This window comes from Paenibacillus sp. BK720 (genome assembly GCF_011761545.1).
Lineage (GTDB): Bacteria > Bacillota > Bacilli > Paenibacillales > Paenibacillaceae > Pristimantibacillus.
This window is the reverse complement of the sequence record NZ_JAASRQ010000003.1, coordinates 618,202-643,811: the sequence shown is the minus strand read 5'-3', so window position 1 is coordinate 643,811 and position 25,610 is coordinate 618,202. Positions and strand designations below refer to the sequence as shown.

The 25,610-nt window shown below is 53.2% G+C and carries 12 protein-coding genes; 2 read left to right on the top strand and 10 right to left on the bottom strand.

Annotated features, from left to right (window positions below; all coding sequences use genetic code 11):
• Positions 1-109 precede the first annotated feature (109 nt).
• The 4 genes from FHT67_RS14890 to FHT67_RS14875 form a co-directional block, all read right to left on the bottom strand.
• Positions 110-8,752, bottom strand: a complete 8,643-nt coding sequence (locus tag FHT67_RS14890) for a hemoblobin-interacting domain-containing protein (protein WP_167199389.1) — start codon at positions 8,750-8,752, stop codon at positions 110-112.
• 149 nt (positions 8,753-8,901) lie between these two features.
• Positions 8,902-10,671, bottom strand: a complete 1,770-nt coding sequence (locus FHT67_RS14885; RefSeq protein WP_243867164.1) for an extracellular solute-binding protein — start codon at positions 10,669-10,671, stop codon at positions 8,902-8,904.
• Positions 10,672-10,819: 148 nt separating this feature from the next.
• Positions 10,820-11,698 carry a carbohydrate ABC transporter permease gene (locus tag FHT67_RS14880; protein ID WP_132310072.1) on the bottom strand — a complete coding sequence of 293 codons (879 nt, stop codon included), beginning with the start codon at positions 11,696-11,698 and terminating at the stop codon, positions 10,820-10,822.
• A gap of 18 nt (positions 11,699-11,716) precedes the next feature.
• Positions 11,717-12,682: an ABC transporter permease gene (locus FHT67_RS14875; protein ID WP_481856706.1), complete on the bottom strand. Its 966-nt coding sequence runs from the start codon at positions 12,680-12,682 to the stop codon at positions 11,717-11,719.
• A gap of 161 nt (positions 12,683-12,843) precedes the next feature.
• Here FHT67_RS14875 and FHT67_RS14870 point away from each other — a divergent pair, with 161 nt between their 5' ends.
• Positions 12,844-14,571: a sensor histidine kinase gene (locus FHT67_RS14870; RefSeq protein ID WP_167199387.1), complete on the top strand. Its 1,728-nt coding sequence runs from the start codon at positions 12,844-12,846 to the stop codon at positions 14,569-14,571.
• A 70-nt stretch (positions 14,572-14,641) separates the two neighbouring features.
• Entirely contained in the window at positions 14,642-16,267 is a 1,626-nt protein-coding gene (locus FHT67_RS14865) for a response regulator transcription factor (RefSeq protein WP_167199385.1), read from the top strand.
• 62 nt (positions 16,268-16,329) lie between these two features.
• On the opposite strand, the gene FHT67_RS14860 is transcribed toward FHT67_RS14865, so the two are convergent.
• From FHT67_RS14860 to FHT67_RS14835, 6 genes are all read right to left on the bottom strand, one after another.
• Positions 16,330-20,754 carry an InlB B-repeat-containing protein gene (locus tag FHT67_RS14860; protein WP_208403292.1) on the bottom strand — a complete coding sequence of 1,475 codons (4,425 nt, stop codon included), beginning with the start codon at positions 20,752-20,754 and terminating at the stop codon, positions 16,330-16,332.
• A 261-nt stretch (positions 20,755-21,015) separates the two neighbouring features.
• Entirely contained in the window at positions 21,016-21,873 is an 858-nt protein-coding gene (locus FHT67_RS14855; protein WP_132310062.1) for an inositol monophosphatase family protein, read from the bottom strand.
• Positions 21,874-22,050: 177 nt separating this feature from the next.
• The gene (locus FHT67_RS14850; RefSeq protein WP_132310361.1) at positions 22,051-22,869 is read right to left on the bottom strand and encodes a sulfite exporter TauE/SafE family protein; all 819 of its coding nucleotides are present in this window, start codon (positions 22,867-22,869) and stop codon (positions 22,051-22,053) included.
• A gap of 210 nt (positions 22,870-23,079) precedes the next feature.
• Complete coding sequence (gene uvsE / locus FHT67_RS14845; protein WP_132310359.1) at positions 23,080-24,096, bottom strand: UV DNA damage repair endonuclease UvsE; 1,017 nt, start codon at positions 24,094-24,096, stop codon at positions 23,080-23,082.
• A 6-nt stretch (positions 24,097-24,102) separates the two neighbouring features.
• Positions 24,103-24,420: a hypothetical protein gene (locus FHT67_RS14840; protein WP_132310060.1), complete on the bottom strand. Its 318-nt coding sequence runs from the start codon at positions 24,418-24,420 to the stop codon at positions 24,103-24,105.
• Between the two features lie 45 nt (positions 24,421-24,465).
• On the bottom strand, positions 24,466-25,593 hold the full coding sequence (locus FHT67_RS14835; RefSeq protein ID WP_132310058.1) for a D-alanine--D-alanine ligase: 1,128 nt from the start codon (positions 25,591-25,593) through the stop codon (positions 24,466-24,468).
• Between the last annotated feature and the right edge of the window lie 17 nt (positions 25,594-25,610).

Genomic DNA, 25,610 nt, shown 5'->3' with positions numbered 1-25,610 from the left:
TTTAAAAGCTGTTCCAGGCTGACTGGAACAGCTTTTTTCATTTAGCCGCCTTGATAACAGGAAGAGACCCCGGCAATGTTGAATTTTGCGGGGTCTCTTCTCTAGCCACTTATTTATAGAGCTCGATTTCGTATAACGAAGGACCGTATGGAGCAAAGCCCTTCTCTGTTACATAGACTCGAACATATTGACCTTGCGCAGGAGCATCCAGATTAATAATCTGCTTCAATCCGTCTCCGCTAAGCGATTGTCCCGAAACGGTATGGACTGTCGTCCAGCTCGCGTTATCGGTCAGATCGGCACCCGGCTGAGCCACTTGAATGTCGAACGACTTCCCGTAAGCTCCTTCCCAGTTCAAAGCAAGCTTGCTGAAGGATTCTACGGCACCTAGATCCACGTAAATCCATTCTGGATGGTTATCCGTGTTTGTTGTCCAATCCGCACCCCATCTCGAGCCCTGATCGCCGTCAGTAGCCTCAGCCGCCAGGAATGCACCCTGCACGGAGGAAGCAACGGCAGTCTTGCCAAGAGCGAGGTTCACATCGGCCGTGACCGCTTGAGTTACTTCATTGTCCGCATAACCGGCAGCCGTTACCGTAATCGTGTAGCTGCCGGCTGCGGCAAATACGCCTGCATTCAGCGTGATTTTGCCTGCTGCAACCGTGTACTGGCTGGCTGCAAGAGCGGCATTGTTGACTTTAACGGCCGTAATCGCGCCTTCCCATGCGGAATCGCTGGCAAAAGCAAGGTCGATGCTACTGCCAACCTTATTATCGGTCGGGTCCGCTGTCAAGGCTGGGCCAAGCGGCAATACCGGGTCGGGATTCGACGGATTGCCGTATACTTCGACCTCCCATAACGAGTAGCCCCATTGCGTGCCTCTTGCCGTACCGTAGATCCGCACATGGCGCGCTTCTTCGCCGTGCAGCGTAATGTTGTCGATACCGCCGTTGCCGGAAGGCTCGGTAAAGATGGTGGTCCAGTCGCTATCGCCCGGCGTTTCCGCCGAAGAGACTTGAACCAAATACGTCTTGCCGTAAGCCCCTTCCCAGCTCAGCGTCATGCTGTCCAGCTTATAGAGCTTCTTCAGGTCAAGCGAGATCCACTGCGGATCCTGTGCGGCGCTCTCCCATCTTGTTCCGGCCTTGCCGTCAATTGCGTTTGCTGCAGGCTGGTTATTCGTAGAAGCGGTTGCCGTGCTGCCGAGAGCGATGTTCTTCGCGTTGGTCTTCACTTCCTGCGATACTTCCGCTGCCGCATAGCCATTAGCCAGAATGGCTATGGAATACGTCTTGATCGATGGGAACAGGGATGCGTCAAACGTGATTTTGCCTGCCGCAACCGTATATTGGCTTGCATTCACGGCTGCCCCATCGATTGTAATGCCCGTAATGGCGTTTCGCCAAGCCGCATTATCCGCAAAGGTCAATTCAATCGGGCTGGTCAGCTTATTATCCGTTGAATCTGCCGTCACCGTTGGCGGGGACACTTTCTCCCGGACGGCTACTTCATCGATATAAATCGTATGCTCGCCGGATGGTGTCGTAATATCTCCGCTAATGACATTGCCAAGCAAGTATTTCACCGTCAGCGTCATGTCAGCCGTTGGCTTCAATACTTTCGTATAGACCGTAGAAGAGTCGCCTGTAAGGTTGAACAGCACTTGCTGATTGCCGCTGTAACCTGTCAACTCGACCAGAATCGGACGGTCAACGGTTGACCAGGCTTTAAAGCTCAGCTCATACGTTTTGCCGGCTTTCAGCTTGATGCCGGATTGCATGAACTGCGTGGACCACGTATACGGAACGCTCCATTGCGGGTCCAAACCGCCGTTATAGTTGATTTGGATTGCAGCCTTCTCGTCCTCTACCGAAATCGAAGAGTAGTCATCGGCTCCTTTCCACGATTCCCAGTTAGCCGTACCGTTCGTAAAGCTGCCGTTTAATACAAGGTTGCCATCGCCGGAGAAAACTAGCTGCGTCAGGACAGCATCGCCATACCCGGTCGCGGCTACCTTCACCGGATAGTTGCCGTCAACGGAGAAGACATCCGAATGAAGCGTCAGCATCCCTGCTGCTACTGCGTATTGCGAGACATTGAGAGCCGCACCGTTTACGGACACCGACGTAATAGCGCCTCTCCAGGCAGCGTCATCCGCAAAAGGAATCGCGATCTCTTGGCCGGCGAGATTATCCGTGCTGTCCGCTACCATCGTTGGCGGACGCTTCACCGGCGCATTTTCCACCTCAAGCACAACGTTGTCGATCCAGACGGTACCCACTGCTCCACCCGGCGTTTTGCCGAGCATGATCTTAAGCGCAAGCAGCTCGTCGGCCGTAGGGCGAACGGTAAATGTCATATGCGTCCAGTCCGTGCCGACGGCTTGCACGCCGGAATCCAATCTCCGGACGTACGAGGCGTTTTCCAACGTAGCCTGCAGGTCGCGGGCAACGGAGGCTTTTACGTCAAACTCCAGCGTATAGGTTAGGCCCTTCTTGAAGCTCATGCCGCCTTGAATCAGCATATTGCTGTATGGCTGATTGCCAAGGCTTGTTATGTTGATTTTTGCGGCGCCATCCTCCGTGAAGAACTGTGCAGCCCCGCCATCCTGCGTATTCTGCTCCCAGTTCAGAAGGCCGGCGAAGAAATCGCCATTCTTCAGCGGGAACAGGTCAACGCCCGTGAAGTCGAAGTTGTTATTCGTCGTCCGGATCAGGGAAACGTTGTCGATTGCAACATCCGCGTCATTGCCGCCAAGTCCGAAGACCAGCTGGCCTTCCTCATCCGTAACGCCAATCGGCATCGTAAACGCAAGCTCCTGATTGCCCATTGCCGTGCCGATCGTAAAGTCTTTTGATGCATAGACTGTATGGCCGTCCTTGCTTACGAATGAAACCTTAATGGAACGCTCCGCTTCCCCCGAAGCCTTGAAGTCCAGCTTATAGGAATCGTTTTGAAGCAGATTGATGCCCTTCTGCGTAAGCGTAATGTCCGATGGACTGTCTCCGCCGTTTGCGATGGCGGCTTCAAGCTGTCTTGCCTCTGAGTCAACCGAAGCAACAGCGTTCGCGCCGCCCGAAGTTTCAAAGTTCCAGTAGGTCATACGGTTCATCGATCCAAGATCGAAATTGCCGTTGTACACATGCTGTCCGTTGCCAAGCGGCGCTTTTGCCCCGTTTTGCTCGGATACCGCGTCAACCTCTTCGATCTTAATATTGCCGATCCATACCGTATTGGTATTAAGACCGAGATTAAGCTCCAGCCGCGCGGCAAGATCGGTATCGTTATTCATCAGGAAGCGGTACTCGTAATGCTTCAGATTGGTTGTCAGCGCGGCATCGAAGTTATCCGAATAAGCGCCCCAGCCGTTATCCGCATCGCCGCCGACCTTCAGGCTCATGTTTCTTGGTGCCGATGCTTTGGCGTCAAAGCTGATTTTGTAAGCGTGGCCTTTCGTTATCGTTGCGTACTGAATCAATTGCAGTGCGTAATTCTGGTTGCCCCCGCCGGTAATCGACACTTTGGCGAACTTATCGTCGCCGATGGCGTCTACGACCGCAGAGCCTGCCCCGCCAAAGTCCGGCGTATGCAGGAAGCTCCAGTAGTTCGCGTCAAGCGCCTGCGTGGAGTCCGTAATATCGGTCAAGCCATGCTCGAAGTCCTGGTCCACAATCGCTTTCGCGTTAGCCGGAATCTCGTCCTTCGAATCCGGTTCTACCGGCGTACGGTAAGGACGGCCCGTCAGTTCGTAGGCACGAACATAGTCCACTTCCATTTTCGCCGGCAGATCGCTGTCGGCCGGAAGACGGTTGCCGTCAAATTGACCGCCAACGGCCAGGTTTAGAATAATATAGAACGGTTTATCAAACGGCGCGGGATATGCGTATTTATCCGGCTGATCGGCTCCCCAGCTGTTCCAGTTGTTAACCGTCTGATAGAGATTGCCGTCCACATACCAGCGGATCTCGCCCGGCTCCCACTCTACCGAATAGGTATGATAACCGGAGATCGATTCGCCTTCGGGGAAGTTGTAAGCCGCACCCGTTGCTTTATTGTTCGGAGCATTCTTGCCGTAATGAATCGTTCCGCCGACTTCATGCGGCAGACGGCCTCTCGCTTCCATAATATCCAGCTCGCCGGAAGCGGCCCAGCCGCCGTATTCGCTATCCTTCGGCATCATCCAGAAGGCCGGCCAAATGCCTGTGCCTTCCGGCAGCTTCATCCGGGCTTCGAATTTGCCGTAGGCCTTCGTAAACGTATTGCTGGTCCAGAGACGGCCGGACGTATACGGCTTGCCGTTAAACGTCTCTTTTTTCGCGGTAATAACGAGGTTGCCCGTTGCCGGATCAACGGCGATATTTTGCTTGCGGTAGTATTGCTGCTCGTTATTGCCCCAGTCCGCAACGCCGTATTCGGAGCCGTTGCCTTCCTGGTAGCCCCATTTCGTCAAGTCTACGCCGTTTGTATCGGGAGTGACGGCATCGCCGTTAAACTCGTCGGACCAGACAAGGCTCCACATTTGCTGCGCTTCAATCGTTTGCGTGACTTGACCCAGCTCGTACCCGGATGCCGCAACGACGATAACGTGATCGCCCGCTGCTGCAAATACGCTCGCTTTGATCGTAATGCTGTTTGTTCCCACCGTGTAATCTTCTGCAGCCAGCGCTGTTCCGTCCACGGTGATCGCGTTAATCGAGCTGCTCCAGCCCGGTTGGGAAGCGAACGTCAGCGTAATGTCCTTGCCCAGACTGTTGTCCGACACATCAGGCGTAACGATTGGAGCCGAAGGAAGGCGGATATCGTTCACGAGCGATACCTTTTCTCCCAAGGCTTCCTTGGCGCCCTTCCGCTCGAAGCGGACGTTGTCGATTAAGACGTCATGCGCTGCCAGAACATCGCCGTTCTTGCCGAGCAGGTACTTCAAGCCTACCGTATCATCCTTAGGCATCGTAAACTCGAAGGCGTAGCTCTTCGTTGTTTCGCCTAGCGTTAATTTTTGATTCAGATAACGGGTATAAGTGCCATTTTCCGCAATAACCTCAATGGTTTTGGCTGCGGTTGATCTTGCGTCAAAGGTGACGATATAGGTGTTATCCTTCTTTACCGGAAGCGGCTCTTGGAAGAGCATCACATCCCAAGGATTCGCGCCTGCATTCTCGATATTGATCCTTGCTCTGCCGCCCGTAAAATCAAACGTTCCTTTCGAAGTACCGTCATACACGCCTTGAATATGCTTTGACCAGTTGGCTTCGCCGTCCGTAAAGTAGCCGTTTTTTAATAGGAAGGCTTTCTCGCGGGCGCCTTTGATTTCCACGCGTACGTTGTCCGCGTACACATCATGCGCGCCTGCCGGATTGGTTGCTTGCTTGCCAAGCAGTACTTTAAAGGAGGCTAACGTATCTGCCGTAACGGGCAGCTCATACGTAAACGTCTGATAATCTTCCGTCAGGTGCTCCATCTTCGAAAGCAATCGTCCGCCGGCATTATCCACGACAATCTCCACGTCGCGCTCCGCGGTTGATTTGAGATCCACGGATACAACATAAGTATTGTCCTTCCGGAGAGTAAAATCGTTCTGCATCAGCATGACATCCCAAGGATTGTTGCCAACGCTGCTTACGTTAACCTTCATGCTTCCTGCTTCTTCGTTATAGCCGGTCACTTTATCCCAGCCGTCATAAAAGCCTTGCACATGCAGGTTCCACGATGCTTTGCCGTTCGAGAAGTCGCCGTTCTTCAGCGGGAACTGTTCGGAGAGCGGCAAATCGCCGATACCATTGTTCGTCAGACGGGTCATAACCACATGATCAATGATCACATCCGCATCGCTGCCGCCAAGCATAAACACTAGAATCGCCTTGTCATCTGCTGCTGCCGCAGAGTTGAAGTTCACCGTCTGTACAGCGGATGTTCCGGTCAGGTTGACCTCAATCGGATCGACCACATTCGTGCCGTCCTGCTTCCGAATGCCAACCTTGATTGTACGGTCGGAAGCTGCGCTTGCGTTAAACGTCACTTGATAGTCGTTGCTTGGAATCAAGTTAACGCCTTTTTGAAGCAGGGTAACGGAAGAAGCATCCGCTCCGCCATTCGTAATATTCGCCTTGAATTCGCGGTCTTCCGGATCAACGGAGGCCGTTGCCGCCGCACCGTCCGCCGTATTGAAATGCCAGTAAGTCAGACGGTCCAATCTTCCGAGGTCAAAATTGCCGTTGTATACATGATTGCCGTTAATCGGCTCTTTCGCCGCATCCTCGTTATACGGATCGGGTGCGTCCACTTCCTCCAGCTTCACGTTGCCGATCCAGACGGGGTTCGTATTCAGGCCGATATTTAGCTCAAGGCGAGCCAGAACATCCGTGTCGGCAGCCATCTGGAACGTCATGCTGTACGTCTTGAATTCATCGGTCAAACTAGCCGACAAAACATCGGAATAGGTTGCCCAGCCGCGGTCGGCGCCGCCGCCAATCTTGGCGGACATGGTCCGGTTCGCAGTGGATTTGGCATCAAAGGAAAGCTTGTAGTATCGGCCTTTGCCTACGGTAACATTCTGAATGAGCTGCACGGCATAGTCCTGCGAGCCTCCGGCCGTAATGTCCGCTTTGGCATACGTTTTGCCGCCAATAACGTCGGTTCCGATGGAGCCGTTGCCGTTATAAGTAGGGACATGCACAAAGTTCCATTTTTCCGGATCCAGCGTATCCGCGTCCGTCGCTACCGTCTTAAAGCCATTCGCGAAATTCACGTCATGCACATAGTTGCCGTCAATGGCCGGTTTATGATTGTCGGGCAAAGCCTCTTGTTCAACCTTTGGCTCTTCAAGTCCTTCAGTGGTGTATCCGCCCTTCTTATCGTAGACGCGGACGTAATCGACTTCCATCGTCCTGGCGTTGTCGTCGAGCGGCATCTTGCCTCCGTCGAAGTTGCCGCCAACCGCCAGGTTCAAAATCATATAAAACGGTTTATCAAACGGTGCCGGATAAGCGTATTTCGCCGGCTGGTCGATTCCCCAGCTGTTCCAGTTGTTTTGCGTTTGATAGACTTCGCCGTCAACGAGCCAGCGGATTTCGCCCGGCTCCCATTCAACGGCATAGACATGCTCGCCGCTGAAATCCGTTCCGTTCGGAAAGTTGTATTTGTTGCCTGTGTAGCGGTTGCCCGGGGCGGCTTTGCCGTAATGGATCGTTCCGGAAACCTCGCCCGGCAGTCGGCCGACCGCTTCCATGATATCGATCTCGCCGGAGGATGCCCATGTGCCGTATTCGCTTGCTGCAGGCATCATCCAGAAGGCTGGCCAGAAGCCTTGCCCCTTCGGCAGCTTCAGCTTCGCTTCGAACTTGCCATAGGCTTTGGTAAACGTATTTTGAGTGAAAATTCGGCCGGAAGTATAAGGCTTATTATTGCTGTTCGCTTCCTTTTTCGCCGTAATGACAAGCTTGCCGTCTTCTACCTTCATATTGTCCGCTTCATAGCTTTGCTGTTCGTTATTGCCCCAACCGTCAAGGCCGTATTGCGAGCCCGTGCCAAGCTGATAACCCCACTTGTCGAGGTTTACGCCATTCGTATCGAGGTTGCTGCCGGTTCCGTCAAACTCGTCATTCCAGACCATCTGCCACTCCTCGGTTGGCGTTGGAGTTGGCGACGAAGAAGGTGGATTGCTGCCTCCGCTGCCGCTGTTGCTAGACTGATTATCTACTTGAGATTCGCCTTTGCTAAGCTTATTGCCGTTTAACGTAGAACCGTCCGTTTGATTGTTTAAATGGTCGATATCCGAGTTATTCGTTTCCAGTACCGTCTCGGAATTCAAATTCATCGTTCCGACCTCCGAGCCGTCAACAACGACGCGTACCGGTCCTTCCTTCTTATCCACAACGATATTTGGCGTCTGCACGTTGTTCAGATGGATACTATGCACACCGCCGCCGCTTATAAAGATGGTTCCTTTTACTTCCGTGTTTTTCAGCGTAAAATCGCCTTCGCCAATCCCCGCGGCCAAGTAAAGATTCCCGCCGATTGCCGAGTTCTCGATCGTTACGCCGTCAAGGTTCACCAGCCCGTTGCCCGCCAGCTTCTGATCCTTGTACGTCTGCGCTTTCACGTAAACTTCGCCTGCTAGGCGGCTTAATAGAACAACCGCTTCCGCACGGGTAATGGACTTAAGCGGTTGAACCGTCCCGTCCGGGAAGCCCTTCAAATAGCCCCCGCTTACCAATTGGCCCAGCGGCTCTGCCGCAAATGCGCTAACCTGTGATTTATCCTGAAAGGCTTCGAGCGGATCAGCGCCTGTTACTAACGGCAATTTGAACAGTCCTGCAGCCATTTTTGCCGCCTCTTGTCTTGTAATGGCCTCATTTGGTTTAAAGGTTCCATTCGGATAACCGTTAATAAAGCCTGCTTTCTTCCCGATCGACACCGAATCGGCATACCATGCTTCAGCCCCTACATCCGAGAAGCTGTTCTCTCCTTTTGCCGTAAAACCAAACAAGCTGTTAATCAGCTTCGTAAATTCCGCGCGCGTAATGCCTTGCTCCGGCTTAAACGTTCCGTCCGGGTAGCTGTTAACGATGCCCTTGGAGGTCCAATCCGTTACCTGCCGCGAAGCCCAATGCCCCGCGACATCCGGCGCTGCTGCAGCCGTTGCTGCCGCCGCTGTATCCGATGCCGCAAATACGGCTGAAGGCACGTAACTTACCGCAATAACGACCGACATCGCTAACGACAATAACCTTCTTGTTCTTTTTCTAGTCAACACTGTTTTCCCCTCTCAAGCAAGATGACCAGGGTGACTGCACTAGTTGTGACGTTTTCAGAATTTTCAAAAAAAGGGTAACCGGCAAAAGAAAAGGAACGCCTGGCGTAAATAGGGCGTTCCTTATCCTGTTGCTAGCAGCTATTGCTGGATTACTTCGAAGCCGAAGCGTACCAATCGTTTACTTCTTTCGTTACTTGGTCGCCGCCGGATTTCTTCCAGTTCTCAACCATCGTATCGAACGAATCAAGCGGTGCTTGACCGTAGATGATTTTGGAATACGATTCGTTAACCAGCTTGTTCAGCAATTCGTTTTTGGACTTCATCGTTTCGGTCAGAGGACCTTGGAAGTAGTTCTTCATGCGAATATCTTTTTGATCCATAACGATCTTCATCGCTTCCAGGTTTTCCGGTTTACGAACGGCTTTCGTTTGCTCTTCGTATGGCGTAGTTGGAGCTTCGCCGTTGTATAGCTTAATCATCGTGTCTGCATACAGAGCCGGTTGACGTGCGCCTTCAAAGGTCAGCGAGTAGTAGATTGGCTCCACGAGATGCGTGCGGTCCGCATAGTTCGGGAACAGGTCCGGATATTTTTGCGGATCCTTCGTGATGGTGCCGTCCGGCAGTTTCGCCCAGTCATAGCCTTCCGCGAAGCCGTTTTCGAACTCGCTTCCTTTTTGCGGGTTCGCCCAATTATCGAAGAAGAAGTTGTAGTAACGGAGCAGCGCTTCAGGATGAGCCGCTTTCTTGTTGATCAGCATCCAGCCGTTAACGGACGGGTTGCCGCTTTGGGCACCGATTTTACCGTCTGGACCGGCAGGGATCGGGTAAGCTTTGTATTTCGCGCCAGGAACATTGTTGATCAGATCGCCAAACGGCCAGTCCGGCAGCCAGTTGCGGCCTACGATTGCACCCGCTTGACCTTTCGTGAAGAATTCGGAGCCGGAAGTGTCATCCTTCAAACCGGAGTCTTTCGAGATCCAGCCTTTATCCATCCAGTTTTTCAGCGTTGCCAGAGCTTGCTTCGCAGCAGGATCCACGGAGCCGAAAGCCAGCGTGCCGTCAGCCGCTTTATTCCATTGGCCCGGCATTGTGCCGTAAGCGCCAAACAGCCAGCTTACGTCCGTCATCCAGTTCAGGAAGCCGTTCTTGAAGCCGAGAGCCATGCCGAATGTATCCGGCTTGCCGTTGCCGTCCGGATCCTTGTTTGTGAATGCATCCATGATGGCTTCAAGGTCGGCAACCGTTTTAGGAGCTTGAAGACCTAATTTATCCATCCAATCCTGACGGAGCCAGAGAACCATATCGTCATTGTAAGCGTAGTCGAGAACCGGCAGCGCCATTTTCTCGCCGTCGCGCGTTACCGGAAGGAACGTATCCGGGTTCAGCGCAGCGGCTTTTTTGTACTCCTCGCCCGCATACTTGTCGAACAGCTCGTTCACAGGCATGAATTGACCGGAGTCAATCAGCATGTTAACCGTTTCCATGTCGCCGCGGTACGTAATGACGTCAGGCATTTTCTCGCCGGAGGAGAGCATCAGGCGAAGCTTCGTTTTGTAAGCATCGTTTGTATCCGTTACAACCCAGTCGTATTTCACGTCGATGCCAAGGTTGTCTTTCATATACTTTTGCAAAACGTTGTTTTCCATCGTTTCGCCCGTTTTGAAGAAGTAATTCGTTCCTACGCCTTTAACCGTTGTCAGAGTGATCGGCTCTACGTATTTTTTGCCGTCCCAGCCCGTCTCGTCGACGCCGCTGCCCGCGTTGTCCGTACCCGCATTGTTTGTTGCCGCCGCGTTGCCGGAGTTCGTTGCCGCAGGATCGTTCGACGGCTTATTCCCGTTATTATTATTGTTCGATCCGCATGCCGCAAGACTTGCCGCAAGCACGCCCGTCAACGAAACGAGCATTAGCTTTTTCATTGAATTACGCATTTTTTTCCCCCCGTAAAATGATTATTATAGCATGAGAGCGCTTTATTTACTCTCAAGTAATACTATAGTCTTGGTTATTAATGATAGAAATACCATAATTTTGAGTAACATGCCATTTTGTTATCCTCTTAAATATTTACTCTTTCACCGCGCCAAGGACAATCCCTTTGACGAAAAACCGCTGCAGGAACGGATACACAACCAGAACCGGAAGCATCCCGATAAAGATCTGGGCCGCCTTCACCGTACGCTGGGAAATGTTCTTGAGCTCATTGACGTCCGGGTTCAGCTTGCTGAAGTCCTGCTGTACGATAACCGTCTGCAGGAAGGTTGCGAGCGGATAGTTGCGGTAGTCGTTAATATAGAGCAAAGCGTCAAACCAGGCGTTCCAGTTGCCAACGATGGTGAACAGCGACATCGTCGCGATCGCCGGCATGGCCAGAGGCAGATAGACGCGGAACAGAATCGAGAAATGCCCCGCTCCGTCGATGAAGGCTGCCTCCTCCAGCTCCTTAGGCGTAGCGCGGAAGAAGTTCATCAGGAGAATCATGTTGAATACGGCAACGGAGCCCGGAAGAACAAGCGCCCAAATCGTGTTCATCATATGAAGATTGCGAATGACGATATACAAAGGCACGATCCCGCCGCTGAACCACATCGTAAACACGAAATACCAAGCGTATCTCGAGCGGGCCTTAAAGGCGGTATTATCCTTCGACAAAGCATAGCCGCCCAGCGTAATAACCGCCAGCGTAATGGACGCGCCGAGCGCCGTACGCCCGATCGAGATCCAGAACGCCCGGAGGAAGTTCGGGTTGTTCATCGTTTTCGTATACGACTCGGTATTGAAATCAACCGGCCACATGCCCACCAGATGCGCATTCGCAGGGGCACTGGCGCTAAAGCTGATCGCTAGAATATGAATGATTGGTATAATGCACAGCAGACCCGCCAGACTCAGGAGAACGTAGTTGAAGACGGAGAATGCCCGGTAGCCGAATGTTTTTTGATACATGTACGCTGGTACCCCTTTCTAGAAGATTTTATAATCCGCATATTTTTGAGCGAGCTTGTAGCCGATGATGATAAGCACGAATCCGATCAGGGATTTGAAGATGCCCACGGCCGTTGCCAAGCTGTACTGCCCGTTCAGAATGCCCGTACGGTACACGAACGTATCGATGATATCGCCTTTACTGTAGACAAGCGGATTATACAAGTTGAAGATCTGATCGAAGCCGGCGTTCAGGATATTGCCAAGCGCGAGCGTGCCCACTACGATAACGATCGGCAGAAGCGATGGAATCGTCACGTGCCGCGTCTGCTTCCAGCGCGTCGCGCCGTCTACTTCAGCCGCCTCATACAAGGAAGGATTAACCCCTGCCAATGCGGCAAGGTATACGATTGTGCCGTAGCCAAACTGCTGCCAAATGTCGCTGAGCACAACGACAAACCGGAACCAGTTGCCATCGCCCAGGAACAGAATCGATTCCTTTACGCCAAACCAGTTGTGAAGCACCGAGTTAATGATTCCGTCCGATGCCAGCATGTCATTCAGAATGCCGCCGAGAAATACCCAGGAAATAAAGTAAGGCAGGTAGACCAGCGTCTGCACCGTACGCTTGAACGGATTATAATTCACTTCGTTCAGCAAAAGCGCGAATATAAACGGCACGATAATGCCGCATATAATTTTCAGGCCGGCGATCAGCGCCGTGTTCGTAATAACCTGCTTAATGTCCGGATAATCGAACATGAATTTGAAATGCTCAAGCCCTACCCACTTGGAATGGAAAATGCCATCGTACGGTTTGTAGTCTTGAAAAGCGATAACCAATCCTCCGAGAGGCACGTACACGAATATGAATTGCAGGATGACCGCCGGAAGCAGCATGACATGAAGAGGCCAGGTCCTCTTCAAAAATCCTCTCGTTTTCGATTTGTCGGTCTCCTGCCGCAAGACCTCATTGCCGGCTATCGCCTTTGTCGTTGTCCCCATCCCCATTGTCCTTTCCGCTATTCTATTTGTCGATTGACAGAGTTTCATCATGATGTATAGTAAGTATATCAATCGGGGAATCGCGAAGTCTGCGCCAATGATTTTAGAACGATACCCCATTTTTTTGTTTTTATCGACTTTGATGCGGGGAGACGGACACCATGTCGCTGCGATTGAATACGTTTACAAAAATAGTCGGCATCATCGTTTTGCTGCTTATTCCGATTATCGCGCTCTACTGGTTTTCGAATAAGACAAGCATGGACGTCGTCATGAACGAAGTGGAAATTTCCATGCACAAGGACTTGTCCTACTTTGCCGCCGAGACCGATGAAACCGCGGAGCAGCTGGCGAAGAGCGGCCTTATGATAACCGAAGACATTAACGTCCGTACCCTCGAATTTCTGGAGATAGCCACCCTATACGAACAAACGGATCAGAAGATTCGCATTGCCGACAAGCTTCGGCTCATTAATGCCTCCTCCGATTGGGACACAACGATCAGCATCTATGCGCCGGCCACCAACACCTTCGTTTCAACCGACTTCCATCTGGAATACGATAAGGATCTCGTAGCGAAAAACTATTCCAAGGTCTGGAAATATACCGAGAACGTTGCCCCTTATTATCAGAACAATCCAAGGTTCGTAAGGTTTCTCAGCGAGCCCTACGACAGCACCTCCGGCAATGCGGGAGTTATCGTTGAAGTCAGCTTTGCGGCCGACGAATTAGTAAAAGCGCTTGAACGCTTCAAGGCGGGAAGCAAGGGAGATGTCTTCTTCAGCTCGCCGAATCAGGAGATTCTTGCGGTTAACGGCTCCGATACCGAGCTGCAGAAGAAGCTGCTTGCCAAGGTAAACCTGGAAAAGCTGTCGGAATCGCAATATACCCGCATTAAGCTCGACGGGGTCGAATATACCGTCAACAGCGTGTACATGCCCGAGCTTGGCTGGTACCTCTTCGACTACCTGCCCATCGATGATGTCGTCAGGCCGATTACGGCGAACAGCAATCTCTTTTACATCTGCATCGTCTTCCTTCTTATCGGCAGTACGATTGCGGCCTATGTGCTGTATACCAACGTGCAGGTTCCGATCCGGGAGCTGATCCGAGGCGTGAAAAAGCTGAAGAAAGGCGAATATCCGAAGCTGAAGGTGTTCCATCCGAACAATGAGTTCCACTTCCTGCTCGTCAGCTTTAATGACATGGCCTCCCAGATCGAGCAGCTCATTCAGAACGTGTATCTGGAGCAGATTCGTTCCAGGGATGCCAACCTGAAGCAGCTGCAATCGCAGATTAATCCGCATTTTCTCTATAATTGCTTCTCTCTGATCCGCAGTCTTACGAGACTTGGGGAAAAGGAATCCGTTATGGAGCTTGCGCTGCATCTCAGCCGGTATTACCGGTATACAACAAGGTCCGAAAGACAGCTGGCCTACCTGCGCGAGGAGGTGGAGCTGGTGAAGAGCTACCTGGCGATTCAGGCGATGAACGTCCAGGATATGACTTATGTCATTACGATTCCGGAGGCTATGGAGGAGCTTGAAATTCCGAGGTTAATCCTCCAGCCGATCGTCGAAAATGCCGTTCTGCACGGCCTCGAGCCGATCGGCGGCGGCGAGGTGCAAATTGTCGGCTCGCAGAATGACCGGTACAACATTATAACCGTCACCGATAACGGAGTTGGCGTGACGGAGGAACAGCTGGCCCAATTAAAGCTGCAAATGTCGATGCCGCCAACGGAGGATAAGGGCTGCGCCCTGTGGAATACGCGCCAGCGGATGCTTCTGCAATACGGACAGGAAGCCGGCGTCCGGCTGTTCCGCGGCGATGACGGCGGACTTACCGTCGAGCTCTATTGGCCAAATGACAGTGAAGGAAACCAATGATGCAAGCCATTTCATAAGCATATCCTTACGAAGCAGAATTGCTTCGCAATTCTTTTAGGAGGAACAAGAGATGCGCCAACTTCTTATTGTAGATGACCAATCGATACTTGCCGACGATCTGGCAGATATGCTGCCATGGGAGGAAGCCGGCGTGGATGTTGTCCATAAAGCCTATTCCGGCCCGGAAGCCATTGGTCTGTTGCATGAGCATGCAATCGATGTCGTCATTACGGATATCCGGATGCCGGGTATGACGGGACTGGAGCTTATTCAGGAAATCAAGCAGAACTGGAAGCATACCAAATGCATTCTGCTCTCCGGTTACTCCGACTTTGAATATACGAAGCAAGCCTTGAAGCTGAAATCCAGCGATTATCTATTGAAGCCGGCGTCGGACGACGAGCTGCTGACCTCCGTTCGCCGCGCAATCAAGGAGCTTGAGCAGGAGTGGCTGGAGATCAGCTCGATGCAGCGTGCGATGTACTCCTTGCGGGAGCAGCTCCCGAAGCTGAGAGAATATTTGCTGCTGGATATGCTGAGCGGCAAGCAGTCGCTGTCCCCGCAGCGCCTGTCCAAAAAACTAGCCGCCTATTCGGTACCGTTCCAAGAAAACGACAATTTCCATGTCATGCTGCTCCGGATTGATGACGGAGAACATCTCTACGATGACGGCGAGAGCGAGGCTTTAATCGATTACGCGCTGGCCAATATCGCGGAGGAAGTGTTTGGCGATCAATTGGACATGTGGCATTGCAAGGATTCGAACGGTTTTATCGTATGTCTCCTGAAAGCCAAAGCCGGTTCAACCATCCCAGGCGACCTGGATGAATGGATTGAGAGCCACGCCTTCCAGCTCCAGCATGTCGTGAAGTCGTATCTCAAGGTCGGCATCTCCATTCTCACGAGCAAAAGAGGAGCATTCCCGCAGGATGTCGGCCCTCTCTACCAGACCTCCATTACGAACTTCCGCCAGTTTATCGGCAGCGAACAGGAGCTGTTCGTGTCGCTCGCGAAGGAGCCGACGCGCGGCACGCCGCAGCTGCTTGGCGAGCTGTACCGCCCGCCTTCCGTGCTGCAAATGCTGGAGCTTGGCCAATGGGATGCCGCCGGCGAGAAGCTGGAAGCGATCTTCCGCGAGATTGAGGAGGAATGGCGGGGATCGCAGGAGCATGTGCTGGAGGCCTACTTCTCGATTGCGGCAACGCTTGCCGCCCTGGCGCACAAGAACAAGAAATGGCTGTCCGATATGATTGGCGAAGACTTCCACGCGTTTGCGAACGGCAGCCCGATACATAAGGTTGACGACCTGCGCGCGTGGACAGCCCGGACGATCGCTTCCTACCGGAAATCGGTCAATTCGGAGGATAAGGATTCCCGTTCCAGCATTATCCGCAAGGTTCAGGAGTATATTCACAATCATCTGGAGCAAGCCTCCCTTCACTCCATCTCGGCGCATGTGTATCTCAACCCCTCCTACCTGTCGAAGATTTACAAGACAGAGACGGGAGAAGGCATCAGCGAATACCTGCTGCGCGCAAGAATGGAGAAATCGGCTGACCTGCTTGCCCAGACGGATGAGAAAATCTATGAAATCTCGGTCATGCTAGGCTATCAGAAGCCAAGCTACTTTATCCAGCTGTTCAAAAAGCATTTTGGCATCACGCCTCAGGAGTACCGGAATAAAGTGACAAATTAGATGTACAGACATACAAAAGACGCTTCCTGTCCGCGTGGACAGGAAGCGTCTTTTTCGTTTCTTTAGATCAAATCCGATTTCGATAGAAGCCTTTGAATCATAACGACAGCTTCTGCTCTTGTAATATTCGAGGCGGGAGCAAGAATCGATGCGCTTTGTCCCGATACGATTCCGGCTTGCAGGCAAGCGGCGATACCGCTTGTCGCCCAAGCCGAGATTTTCGATTTATCCGAGAACGCGTTGATCAAGGCATTTACGCTGCTCTCTTGAAGATCGGTTTGAACGCCCGTCACTGTCATCGCTTTGGCTATAATCGTCATCGCTTGTTCACGGGTAATGCTGTCATTCGGATGGAAGCTGCCGTCCGGATAACCGTTAATGAGCTGAAGCGAGTATGCCGTCTGAACATCATCGGAATACCAGGCCGATGCTTTTACGTCCTGGAAGCCGCTTGCGCCGGCATCCATGCGAAGTCCCAGCGCGCGAACGATAATCGCAGCGAACTCGGCACGGGTAATCGCTTTGTTCGGGTAGAACAACCCGTCTCCCGCTCCGCCGACAATCAAGCGGGATGCCATATCATTCACCGCGTTTTTGGACCAATGATTCCCTATATCAGAGAAGGAAACGGTCTTGCTCACGAGCGCATACAAGCTGTTCGTAAGACTGCTGATGACGGCATACTGCTTGCCCTCAATGGTAACCAGCTTCGTTGGCACAGGCCGGATAGATCCGTCCGGCTCTACGACGATTGCCGTTAACCCCGGATTTGGGGCATTGTTATCCGGAATGGCAATCATCCGTTCCACATAGGAAGCAAACGTCGATAGCTCGACCTTTTTGTCCCCATAAGATACAGTTACCGAGAACTGAACAGGCGATCCTGCCAGATTAAGCTGATTCTGCTCGACCGCCTTCTGCGTCCATGCTGTCATTGCTGCAGACGGTTTGCCGACCTCCACGTTCACCGTAACATCCTTGGAGTTTACGCTGCCGCCAAACAGCTTTGTCAGATTAATAAGCCCGGCAGGCAAGTCGTATACGGCATACTCCGTTTCAATCCGCAAGGTTGCTTGCTTCTCCATAAGCAGCTGCAGGAGATCGCCTGGTATCTCGCCAATCGCAACAACGGCCCCTGTTTTGATTGGAAGCACAATCGTAGCCTTTTGGCCGGAGGAAGCAAGGATTTCCTTCATTTTATCCGCGCTCAGATGGATGGTCGATACCGCTTGCTCTCCCCGGATGGAAGACTTGAGCTCGCCTGAGCGGTAAGCCTTCCCGTTAATGAGGATCTCGAAGCCGGAGGCCGGATTCGAATTATTGCTGCCGCTGTTGCTGCTGATTACGGCGAACGCAGCCGTTACGGTCAGATTGCCGCTGACGCTGCGATCCGTTCTTGTTGCACTCCCCACTCCGTCGCTCCAGCCGGCAAATTGGTAACCGGCATCCGGAACAGCCGTCACCTCCTTGCCATCCGAGCCGTGTGCCACCGTTTGGAGCTTATCGCCGGTCAATGTTCCGTGATCGCCTGCCGCATAAGTTAACGTATATTCGTTCATCGCGAAATGGGCCGTTACGTTCACGTCAGCCACAATTCCGGTATCCTGACGGGTATCGGTCTGAACGCCGTCGCTCCAGCCGATGAAATGATAGCCAATCGCAGGCTCTGCCGTTACTTCCGTACCATCGGCTCCGTAATTGACGTCCTGCGCTGCCGCTCCGGTCACGCTCCCTCCCACTCCCGCGGAATAGGTGAGCTTAAACGTATCGATCGCGAATTCCGCCGTGACGATCAGATTGCCGGTCACGTTCAAGTCCGTACGACTAGCCGTCGTTACGCCGTCACTCCAACGGACAAAATGATAGCCCGTATCCGCCGTCGCCGTTACTGCCGTGCCATCCGAGCCGTGTGCCACCGTTTGGAGCTTATCGCCGGTCAATGTTCCGTGATCGCCTGCCGCATAAGTTAACGTATATTCGTTCATCGCGAAATGGGCCGTTACGTTCACGTCAGCCACAATTCCGGTATCCTGACGGGTATCCGTCTGAACGCCGTCGCTCCAGCCGATGAAATGATAGCCAATCGCCGGCTTTGCCGTTACTTCCGTACCATCGGCTCCGTAATTGACGTCCTGCGCTGCCGCTCCGGTCACGCTTCCTCCTGCTCCCGCGGAATAAATGAGCTTAAACGTATCGATCGCGAATTCCGCCGTGACGTTCAAATTGCCGGTCACGTTCAAGTCCGTACGACTAGCCGTCGTTACGCCGTCACTCCAACGGACAAAATGATAGCCCGTATCCGCCGTCGCCGTTACTGCCGTACCATCCGAGCCGTGTGCCACCGTTTGGAGCTTATCGCCAGTCAGTGTTCCGTGCGCTCCTGCGGTATAAGTTAATTCGTATTGGTCAATCGCGAATTCCGCCGTTACCGCAACGTCAGCTTGGACATTTTTCTCTTGGCGGGATGCCGTCAATACGCCATCGCTCCAGCCTACAAAATGGTAACCCGTGCCCGCTACCGCCGTTACCGTCTTGCCGTCTGTTCCGTAATCGACGGCTTGAGCAGCATCCTGGTTAATGCTTCCCCCGGTGCCTGCCGTGTAGGTCAGCGTATATTTATTAATGGTAAAAGCTGCCGTTACGCTTTTGTTAGACACCACTGCGAGATCTGTCCGGGATGCCGTCGCAACGCCGTCGCTCCAGCCGATAAAGCTGTAACCCGGGTTGGGTACTGCCGTTACTTCGCTGCCATTGGAGCCATGCGTGACCGTCTGGGAAGTCTGGCCGTCCAAGGTCCCGCCTGCCTCAGCTGCATAAGTCAGCGTATACTCGTTAATCGCAAAGCTGGCCGATACGCTTTTGTCCGCTTTCACATCGCGGTCCACGCGAGTGGCAGTCTCTGCCCCATCGCTCCAGCTTACGAAATGATAACCCGTATCCGGCATTGCCGTTGCGGCTTGACCGTCGGAACCGAAATCGACGGTCTGCACCTGCGATGCTTGCCCGTCAATGCTTCCACCCGTGTCTGCCGTATATGTAAGCTTAAACGTATCGATCGCAAACTGCGCGGTGACGTCCAAATTCCCCGTCACATTGCTGTCCACCCGGCTAGCATTCGTATTGCCGTCGCTCCAGCTTACGAAGTGATAGCCCGGGTTCGCTACGGCCGTTACGGTTGTGGCATTCCTGCCATGCGTGACCGATTGGGATACCTCCCCCGTAAGGCTGCCGTTTGGGCCAGCCGCATAAGTGAGCTCATAGACGTTGATTGCAAAACTAGCGGCTACGCTGACATCCCCGGTTATATCGTTTTCCTTCCGGTTTGCGTAAGCATAGTTATCGCTCCAATTGACGAAATGGTAACCGGTATTTCCTACGGCCGTTACCTCAGTCCCGCTTCCGCCCGTCCTTACGCCTTGCGCCGCATTGCCGCTAATCGTACCGTTCGAGTCCGCCGTATAGGTGAGCTTATGCTGCGCCATAAGAATCGTGCCGTTCGAGCCAAGCGCCATAAACTCACCGTTGACGTACGCGGCTCCGTACAGGACAGCTGTCGTGCCGCTTGCGCGCTGCTGCCAGTTCTGCCCGTCCGGCGAGCTTAGAATCGTACCGTTGCCGCCAACGACTACAAACGTGCCATCCCCGAATGCGGCTCCGTAGAACGTGCCGCTAACCGGCGGAGTAACGGAAGTCCAGTTCGCTCCGTCAGGTGACGTAAGCATTTTGCCGCTGCTTCCGACCGCAACGAATAGTCCGTTGCCGTATGTAACTCCCCGCAATGCCGTTGCAACACCCGAGCTTTGCGGCGTCCAGTTTGCGCCATTGGATGAACTCAGTATCGTCCCTCCGCTGCCAACCGCGACATAGGTCCCTCCGCCGAATGCTACCGCATTAAGCGCCCCGCTTGTCAGCACTTGCTGGCTCCACGAATACCCGTTGCTTGAGGTCAAAATCGTTTGCGTCTGATTGAAGTTGATGTCGTTGCTCGCGCCAACCGCTACGTAACCCGCGCTGCCGTAAGCTACGCCGTACAGCGTTTCTCCCGACTCGCCGGGAGGCGTAATCGAACTCCAATTCACCCCGTCATTGGAGGTCATTATCTTCCCGTGATAGCTCTGTTGACCGTACATTATGTACTGGGAATAACCCACTCCCACAAAATTAGCGGGGCCGCCGTATACCAGGCCTCTAATCTCGTGATTGCCCGTAGACAGCGCCGTCCATGCCGCGCCCGTTGTTGAAGTGCGGTACAAGCTTCCAGCGTGCATATCCCCTTGATTGCTGCTTATAAACGGCATTGGCGGGGTACCTGTTGCAACGATCGTTCCGTTGCCGTAAGCCGCCGTACGGAATGAATCCGTAGAATCGGTCGAGCCCGACGGCTTTGCTACCCAGGACAAGCCCTCCAGCGCGTCCGTCCCCCCGCTTGCGAGGGCTTTACCATATGCCGACAGCAGACCTGCTACTATTGCGAAGATTAATACCATTGCCATCTTCCTGTTTAATGCATGACGACTGATTGCATTTCCCCAGTTGTTCCTACCCATCGCCTGACCCATCCCATCCTCAAATATGACAATATACGATAATGCTAAACAGTATCATATACCATACCAACGAACTAATATATTATACCTACGACCTATTCTATCATTTATAGCGCTATAGTACTGCCACGCGCACGAAAAGAACCGGCTATCGCCGATAGCCGGTTCTTTAACAAACTCTATTTACGAATAAAATGCCTGTTATTTCACGGCATCCGCTGCCGCAAGCGCGTCAAGGAAGGATCGATGCACCTTGCCGTTGGAGGCTGCGACGTTGCGGACGCCCAGATTGTACGGCTGCCCTAGCGTATCGGTTACGATGCCGCCGGACTCCTGAATGAGCAGCGCGCCTGCCGCAAGATCCCAGCTGTTCAGGCCAATCTCCCAGAAGCCGCTTAACCGGCCGGCCGCGACATACGCCATATGAAGCGCAGCCGAACCGCCCGAGCGGATATTGCGGACCTGCGGCGCCAGCGCCTGCAGCCCTTTCATGTTAAGCGGCAGCGCATAACCCGCGTCTGCCGGGAAGCCCGTAGCAATAAGACTCGTCTTCAGACTATCCTCTTGGGATACGCTCATCCGCTTGCCGTGCACGTAAGCTCCTTTACCCTTCTCGGCAATAAACAGCTCGTCGCGCATCGGATCATAGACAACGCCAAGAATAACCTCGCCTTTATGGGCAAGCGCAATGGATACTACAAAGAACGGAAAGCCGTGCACGAAATTGGTCGTCCCGTCAATCGGGTCGACAATCCATAAATACTCGGCCTCGCTTACTTCCTCCAGCGCGCGCGCGGATGCTTCCGGCCCCGGCTCAACGCCTTCCTCCCCGAGGAAGGAATGATGAGGGAAATGCGTCAGCACAAGACGCTTGATCAGCGTCTCCGAGCCTTTGTCCACTTCCGTCACCAAATCGTGAGCGGAATACTTTATATCAAGCTTCTCATAGTTTCCTAGCTTAGACTTAATCCATTCTCCAGCCTTAGCCGCGCAGTTAATCGCCACGGCGGCGAAGCTTTTGCCTCCGACGACGGTGCCCTGCTGATCACTTACAGTCACAGTCCATCACTCTACTCTCATCATAATTTTACTAAACCCAGCCTCTAGCTTTTCACAATGCTTTTTTAAAAAAATGGCATGTTCATATCTTATACGAATGACTTCCTCTGCAAGTTTCGCGCAAGTTGTTATAGAGGTAATGTATACTTCGTATATTTTTAAAATATTACCGTAGTGTTAAAGCTTCGTCAAACCCTCGTAGATTAATTGGGCGGCCAGCAGGAGCAGCGTAACCCGCAACAGCCAGAGCAGCCCTTTTCCGCTCATCCGACCCGCGATGATGGCTCCAAGCTTGCCGCCGATCCAGGCGCCAGGCACCAGCGCCAGCACGATCCAGTAATTGATTTCCCCCAGCCAGCCGTGCATCCCGCTCCCCAGTATCGAAGAAAGAAAAATGACAAACATAGACGTTGCGGTCGCCGTATGCGGCGGGAAACGGAACAGAAGCACCATAAGCGGAACAAACAGGGAACCGCCGCCTATGCCAAACAAACCGGATATGAGACCCACGGCAAACCCGATAGCCAGCGCGGGAACAATCGCATAACCGTACGTATGCTCCTGCCCCTTCGCATCTATAATCGTACGCTCGATCGGCCATTCCCGGTTGATGGGCTTCAAATAATCGCGCGCTACGAGCAGACCGGCCATAAGCAGCATAAAAATACCGAAGGACAGCGAAAAGGCAGCGCCTTGAAACCGGCTGGTCAGCGCGGAACCGATCATGGCGGCAGGCCCGCTTGTAATAAAGAACAGCCAACCGCTCTTGAAATCGACCAGCTTCTTCTTCGCATAGCTCAGCGTGGAGGCAAGCGCCGTCACGATAAGCATCGTCAGCGAGGTGCCCACTGCCGTGGCATGGCTGATCTCGCCCCCCGTCAGCTGCGGTCCCAGCAGCATAAGCACCGGTACGATAATAATACCGCCGCCTAGACCTACTATACTGCCAAACATCGCTGCAACAACGCCAAGCAGCACAAGAAGAATCCATTCCAACACGATACCTTCACCGCTTTCCGGCTCAATGTGACCCCAAAAATGATGTAGTTGCACAAGATGAAAAGGGTCTCCCTCTGCCCTATTGGCGGGAGAGCGCGTTTCAATCCGGAGAATTCTAAGCCCTGTTGTAAACGCTCAAAATTCAAAAATAACACCGCCAAGCAACTTCCGCTGTCCTGTTGCGGCGGTACTTGACGGTGCTATCGCTTAAGGTTCAATCTCCACGGTACCGCCGTCCAGAATCCGGATTCCGTTTCCTTGGGCGGCCATTTCCTTTAAGTCCTCCATCAGCTGGAGCAGCGCGGCATCCTTGTTTTTCGCCTCCAGCATGCAGTCAATCCGCGGCGTTGCAGCGGCAACGCTCCGGAGGAATTGCACCAGCGGCTCCGGCTCCACGCCATCGGCATGCCCCCGGGGATCGGATAAGCTTTTTGGACTCGAAGCATGGATTTTGGGCGGAAGCCCTCCTTCTTCCAGGCCAAGACGCTGCTCCTCCAGCGTCCACGTTCGGGCAATCCTCGGCCATAGACCGGCGGAAAGCTCGTCCATCGTAACATCCCCGCTGTTCACGGCATGATGGTGGATGTCGAGGACCATGGGAACGCCAACAGCTTCGGCAGCGGCAATCGTTTCCCTGGCATCAAACGTTTTATCGTCGTTTTCGAGTGTAACCCGATGCTTGTACCGGTCAGACAATGCGCCAAACTGCCGGATGAAGCGCTCGCCGGACAGCTTCTTATCGCCATAGGCGCCGCCCATGTGGATATTGCATTTTACCGTTTCCGGCAGCTCCATCCCTTCAAGCATCCGTATATGATAATCGAGATCCCGTTCCGATTTGACCAGAACATCGGGCCGATTCGTGCTGAATACGCAGAAATGATCGGGATGGAAGGAAGTCCTCATTCCCGTTTTTTTCGCATAGTCGCCAATCTCCTTCATCGACGGACGAAGGACGGGGAACGGATCCCAGTCCAAGAGATCTTCATGCGTTGCCAGCGGTATCAGCTTGGAGGAGAAGCGGTACATATGAATATCATGGGCATTGGCATGCTTCATGATCCGGAGCGTGTTATGCAAATTTTCCTCGGCAATCCGCTCCAATTTCCTTATGCCGGCTTCTCTGTCATTCAGCTTGCTGAAATTCGCGAACGTCATCGTCCGAGACGGCGAAGCATTCTCTAGAATCGTGCTCATGGCGACAAATCCGAACCGGACGATCATAATCAATTATACCCTCTCTCCGAAAAACATCTCGTATGCGAGAGCCGTCTGAATGCGCGCTTCCTCCTCCGTCAGCTTGCGCACCAGCTCCATCTCCACCTCCGTCACTTCTTCGCCCTGGAAATTGATTTCCGCAATGGACGCGAGAATGCGAACGATCGCAATCGCTTCGTTGTCAGGCGTATACGCGATTACTTTCTGGCCGGTCGGGAAGACGCGGAACCCGCTCTTCACCATTTTGCCCCTGCCGTATTCAAGCAATTCATACAGCTCTTGCTCCGATTTGAATTTGCATACGGAATTAAACTCAGTTGCAAAGCCCATCTCTATCCCTCTTTCCCTGTAGTCCGATTTTTTGCATCGTTTCGTTTAGTTGCCTCCGCTGCTGCCGTAATCGATCGTTTGTCTAACCGCGTAGCGCTTAAACGCCAGCTCGATCAGCTTATCCAGCAACTCCTTGTACGGCATGCCCGACTCCTTCCACATCAGCGGGTACATGCTGATTGGCGTAAAGCCCGGCATCGTGTTCACTTCGTTAATGAACAGCTGGCCGTCCGTCTTGCGAAGAAAGAAATCAACCCGCGAGAGCCCTGCCCCGTCAATCGCCAAGAATGCCCGAAGCGCCATATCCCGCACCGCCTCCGCGGTCTTGTTCGGGATATTCGCCGGGATATGAATAGTGGACTTGCCGTCCACATACTTGGCCTTGTAGTCGTAAAACTCGTTGGACGGAGCTATTTCCCCGGGTACGGATATCTTCGGATCGTCATTGCCGAGAACGCTCACTTCGATCTCCCTGGCATCGACGAATTCCTCCACGATAACCCTGCGGTCGAACCGGAAGGCAAAATCGATTGCGGCGATCAGCTCATCGCGGTTCTTGGCTTTGGATATGCCTACGCTGGAGCCCAGGTTGGACGGCTTTACAAAACACGGGTAACCCAAGGCGACTTCGCATTCCATAATAAAAAAGGAGGCGTCCTTCTCCCACTGCGCCCGGTTGAAATACCGGAAGACGCATTGCGGCAGACCCTCGTAGGCGAATATCTTCTTCATCGTAATCTTGTCCATCCCTGCGGCGGAGGCCAGAACCCCCGCCCCGACATAAGGGATGTCCGCAATTTCGAGCAGGCCTTGAATTGTCCCGTCCTCGCCAAAGGTACCGTGGAGCAGCGGGAAAACAACATCGATCGGCTGTCCCCCGCCCGCCAGCGTTCCGCCGGCCAAGCGGTCCAGCAGCGGGGCAAGCGGAAGGTCCGGCACAACCGGCACCGGAGCCCCGTCCACAGGCGCAAGGCGCAGCTCGTCAATGGCTCCCGGCTGCCCGCCTAGCATCGAGCCTACTCTCCATTCGCCCAGCCTGGTAATATAAAACGGCGTTATTTCATATTTTGCGTAATCAAGCTCCCCCATCACCGCAAATGCCGTCCGCAGCGATACGTCATGCTCTCCCGACTTCCCTCCGTAAATCAACCCTAAGTGTACTTTCTGCCCCATTAGGTATCCTCCGGTAT

Bases quoted from the DNA above. Each gene is read 5' to 3' on its own strand.
- FHT67_RS14840 (WP_132310060.1), bottom strand. From the start codon at position 24,420: ATGGGCTTTGCAACTGAGTTTAATTCCGTATGCAAATTCAAATCGGAG.
- FHT67_RS14835 (WP_132310058.1), bottom strand. From the start codon at position 25,593: ATGGGGCAGAAAGTACACTTAGGGTTGATTTACGGAGGGAAGTCGGGA.
- FHT67_RS14875 (WP_481856706.1), bottom strand. From the start codon at position 12,682: ATGGGGACAACGACAAAGGCGATAGCCGGCAATGAGGTCTTGCGGCAG.
- FHT67_RS14860 (WP_208403292.1), bottom strand. From the start codon at position 20,754: ATGGTATTAATCTTCGCAATAGTAGCAGGTCTGCTGTCGGCATATGGT.
- FHT67_RS14885 (WP_243867164.1), bottom strand. From the start codon at position 10,671: ATGAAAAAGCTAATGCTCGTTTCGTTGACGGGCGTGCTTGCGGCAAGT.
- FHT67_RS14865 (WP_167199385.1), top strand. From the start codon at position 14,642: ATGCGCCAACTTCTTATTGTAGATGACCAATCGATACTTGCCGACGAT.
- FHT67_RS14880 (WP_132310072.1), bottom strand. From the start codon at position 11,698: ATGTATCAAAAAACATTCGGCTACCGGGCATTCTCCGTCTTCAACTAC.
- uvsE (WP_132310359.1), bottom strand. From the start codon at position 24,096: ATGATCGTCCGGTTCGGATTTGTCGCCATGAGCACGATTCTAGAGAAT.
- FHT67_RS14870 (WP_167199387.1), top strand. From the start codon at position 12,844: ATGTCGCTGCGATTGAATACGTTTACAAAAATAGTCGGCATCATCGTT.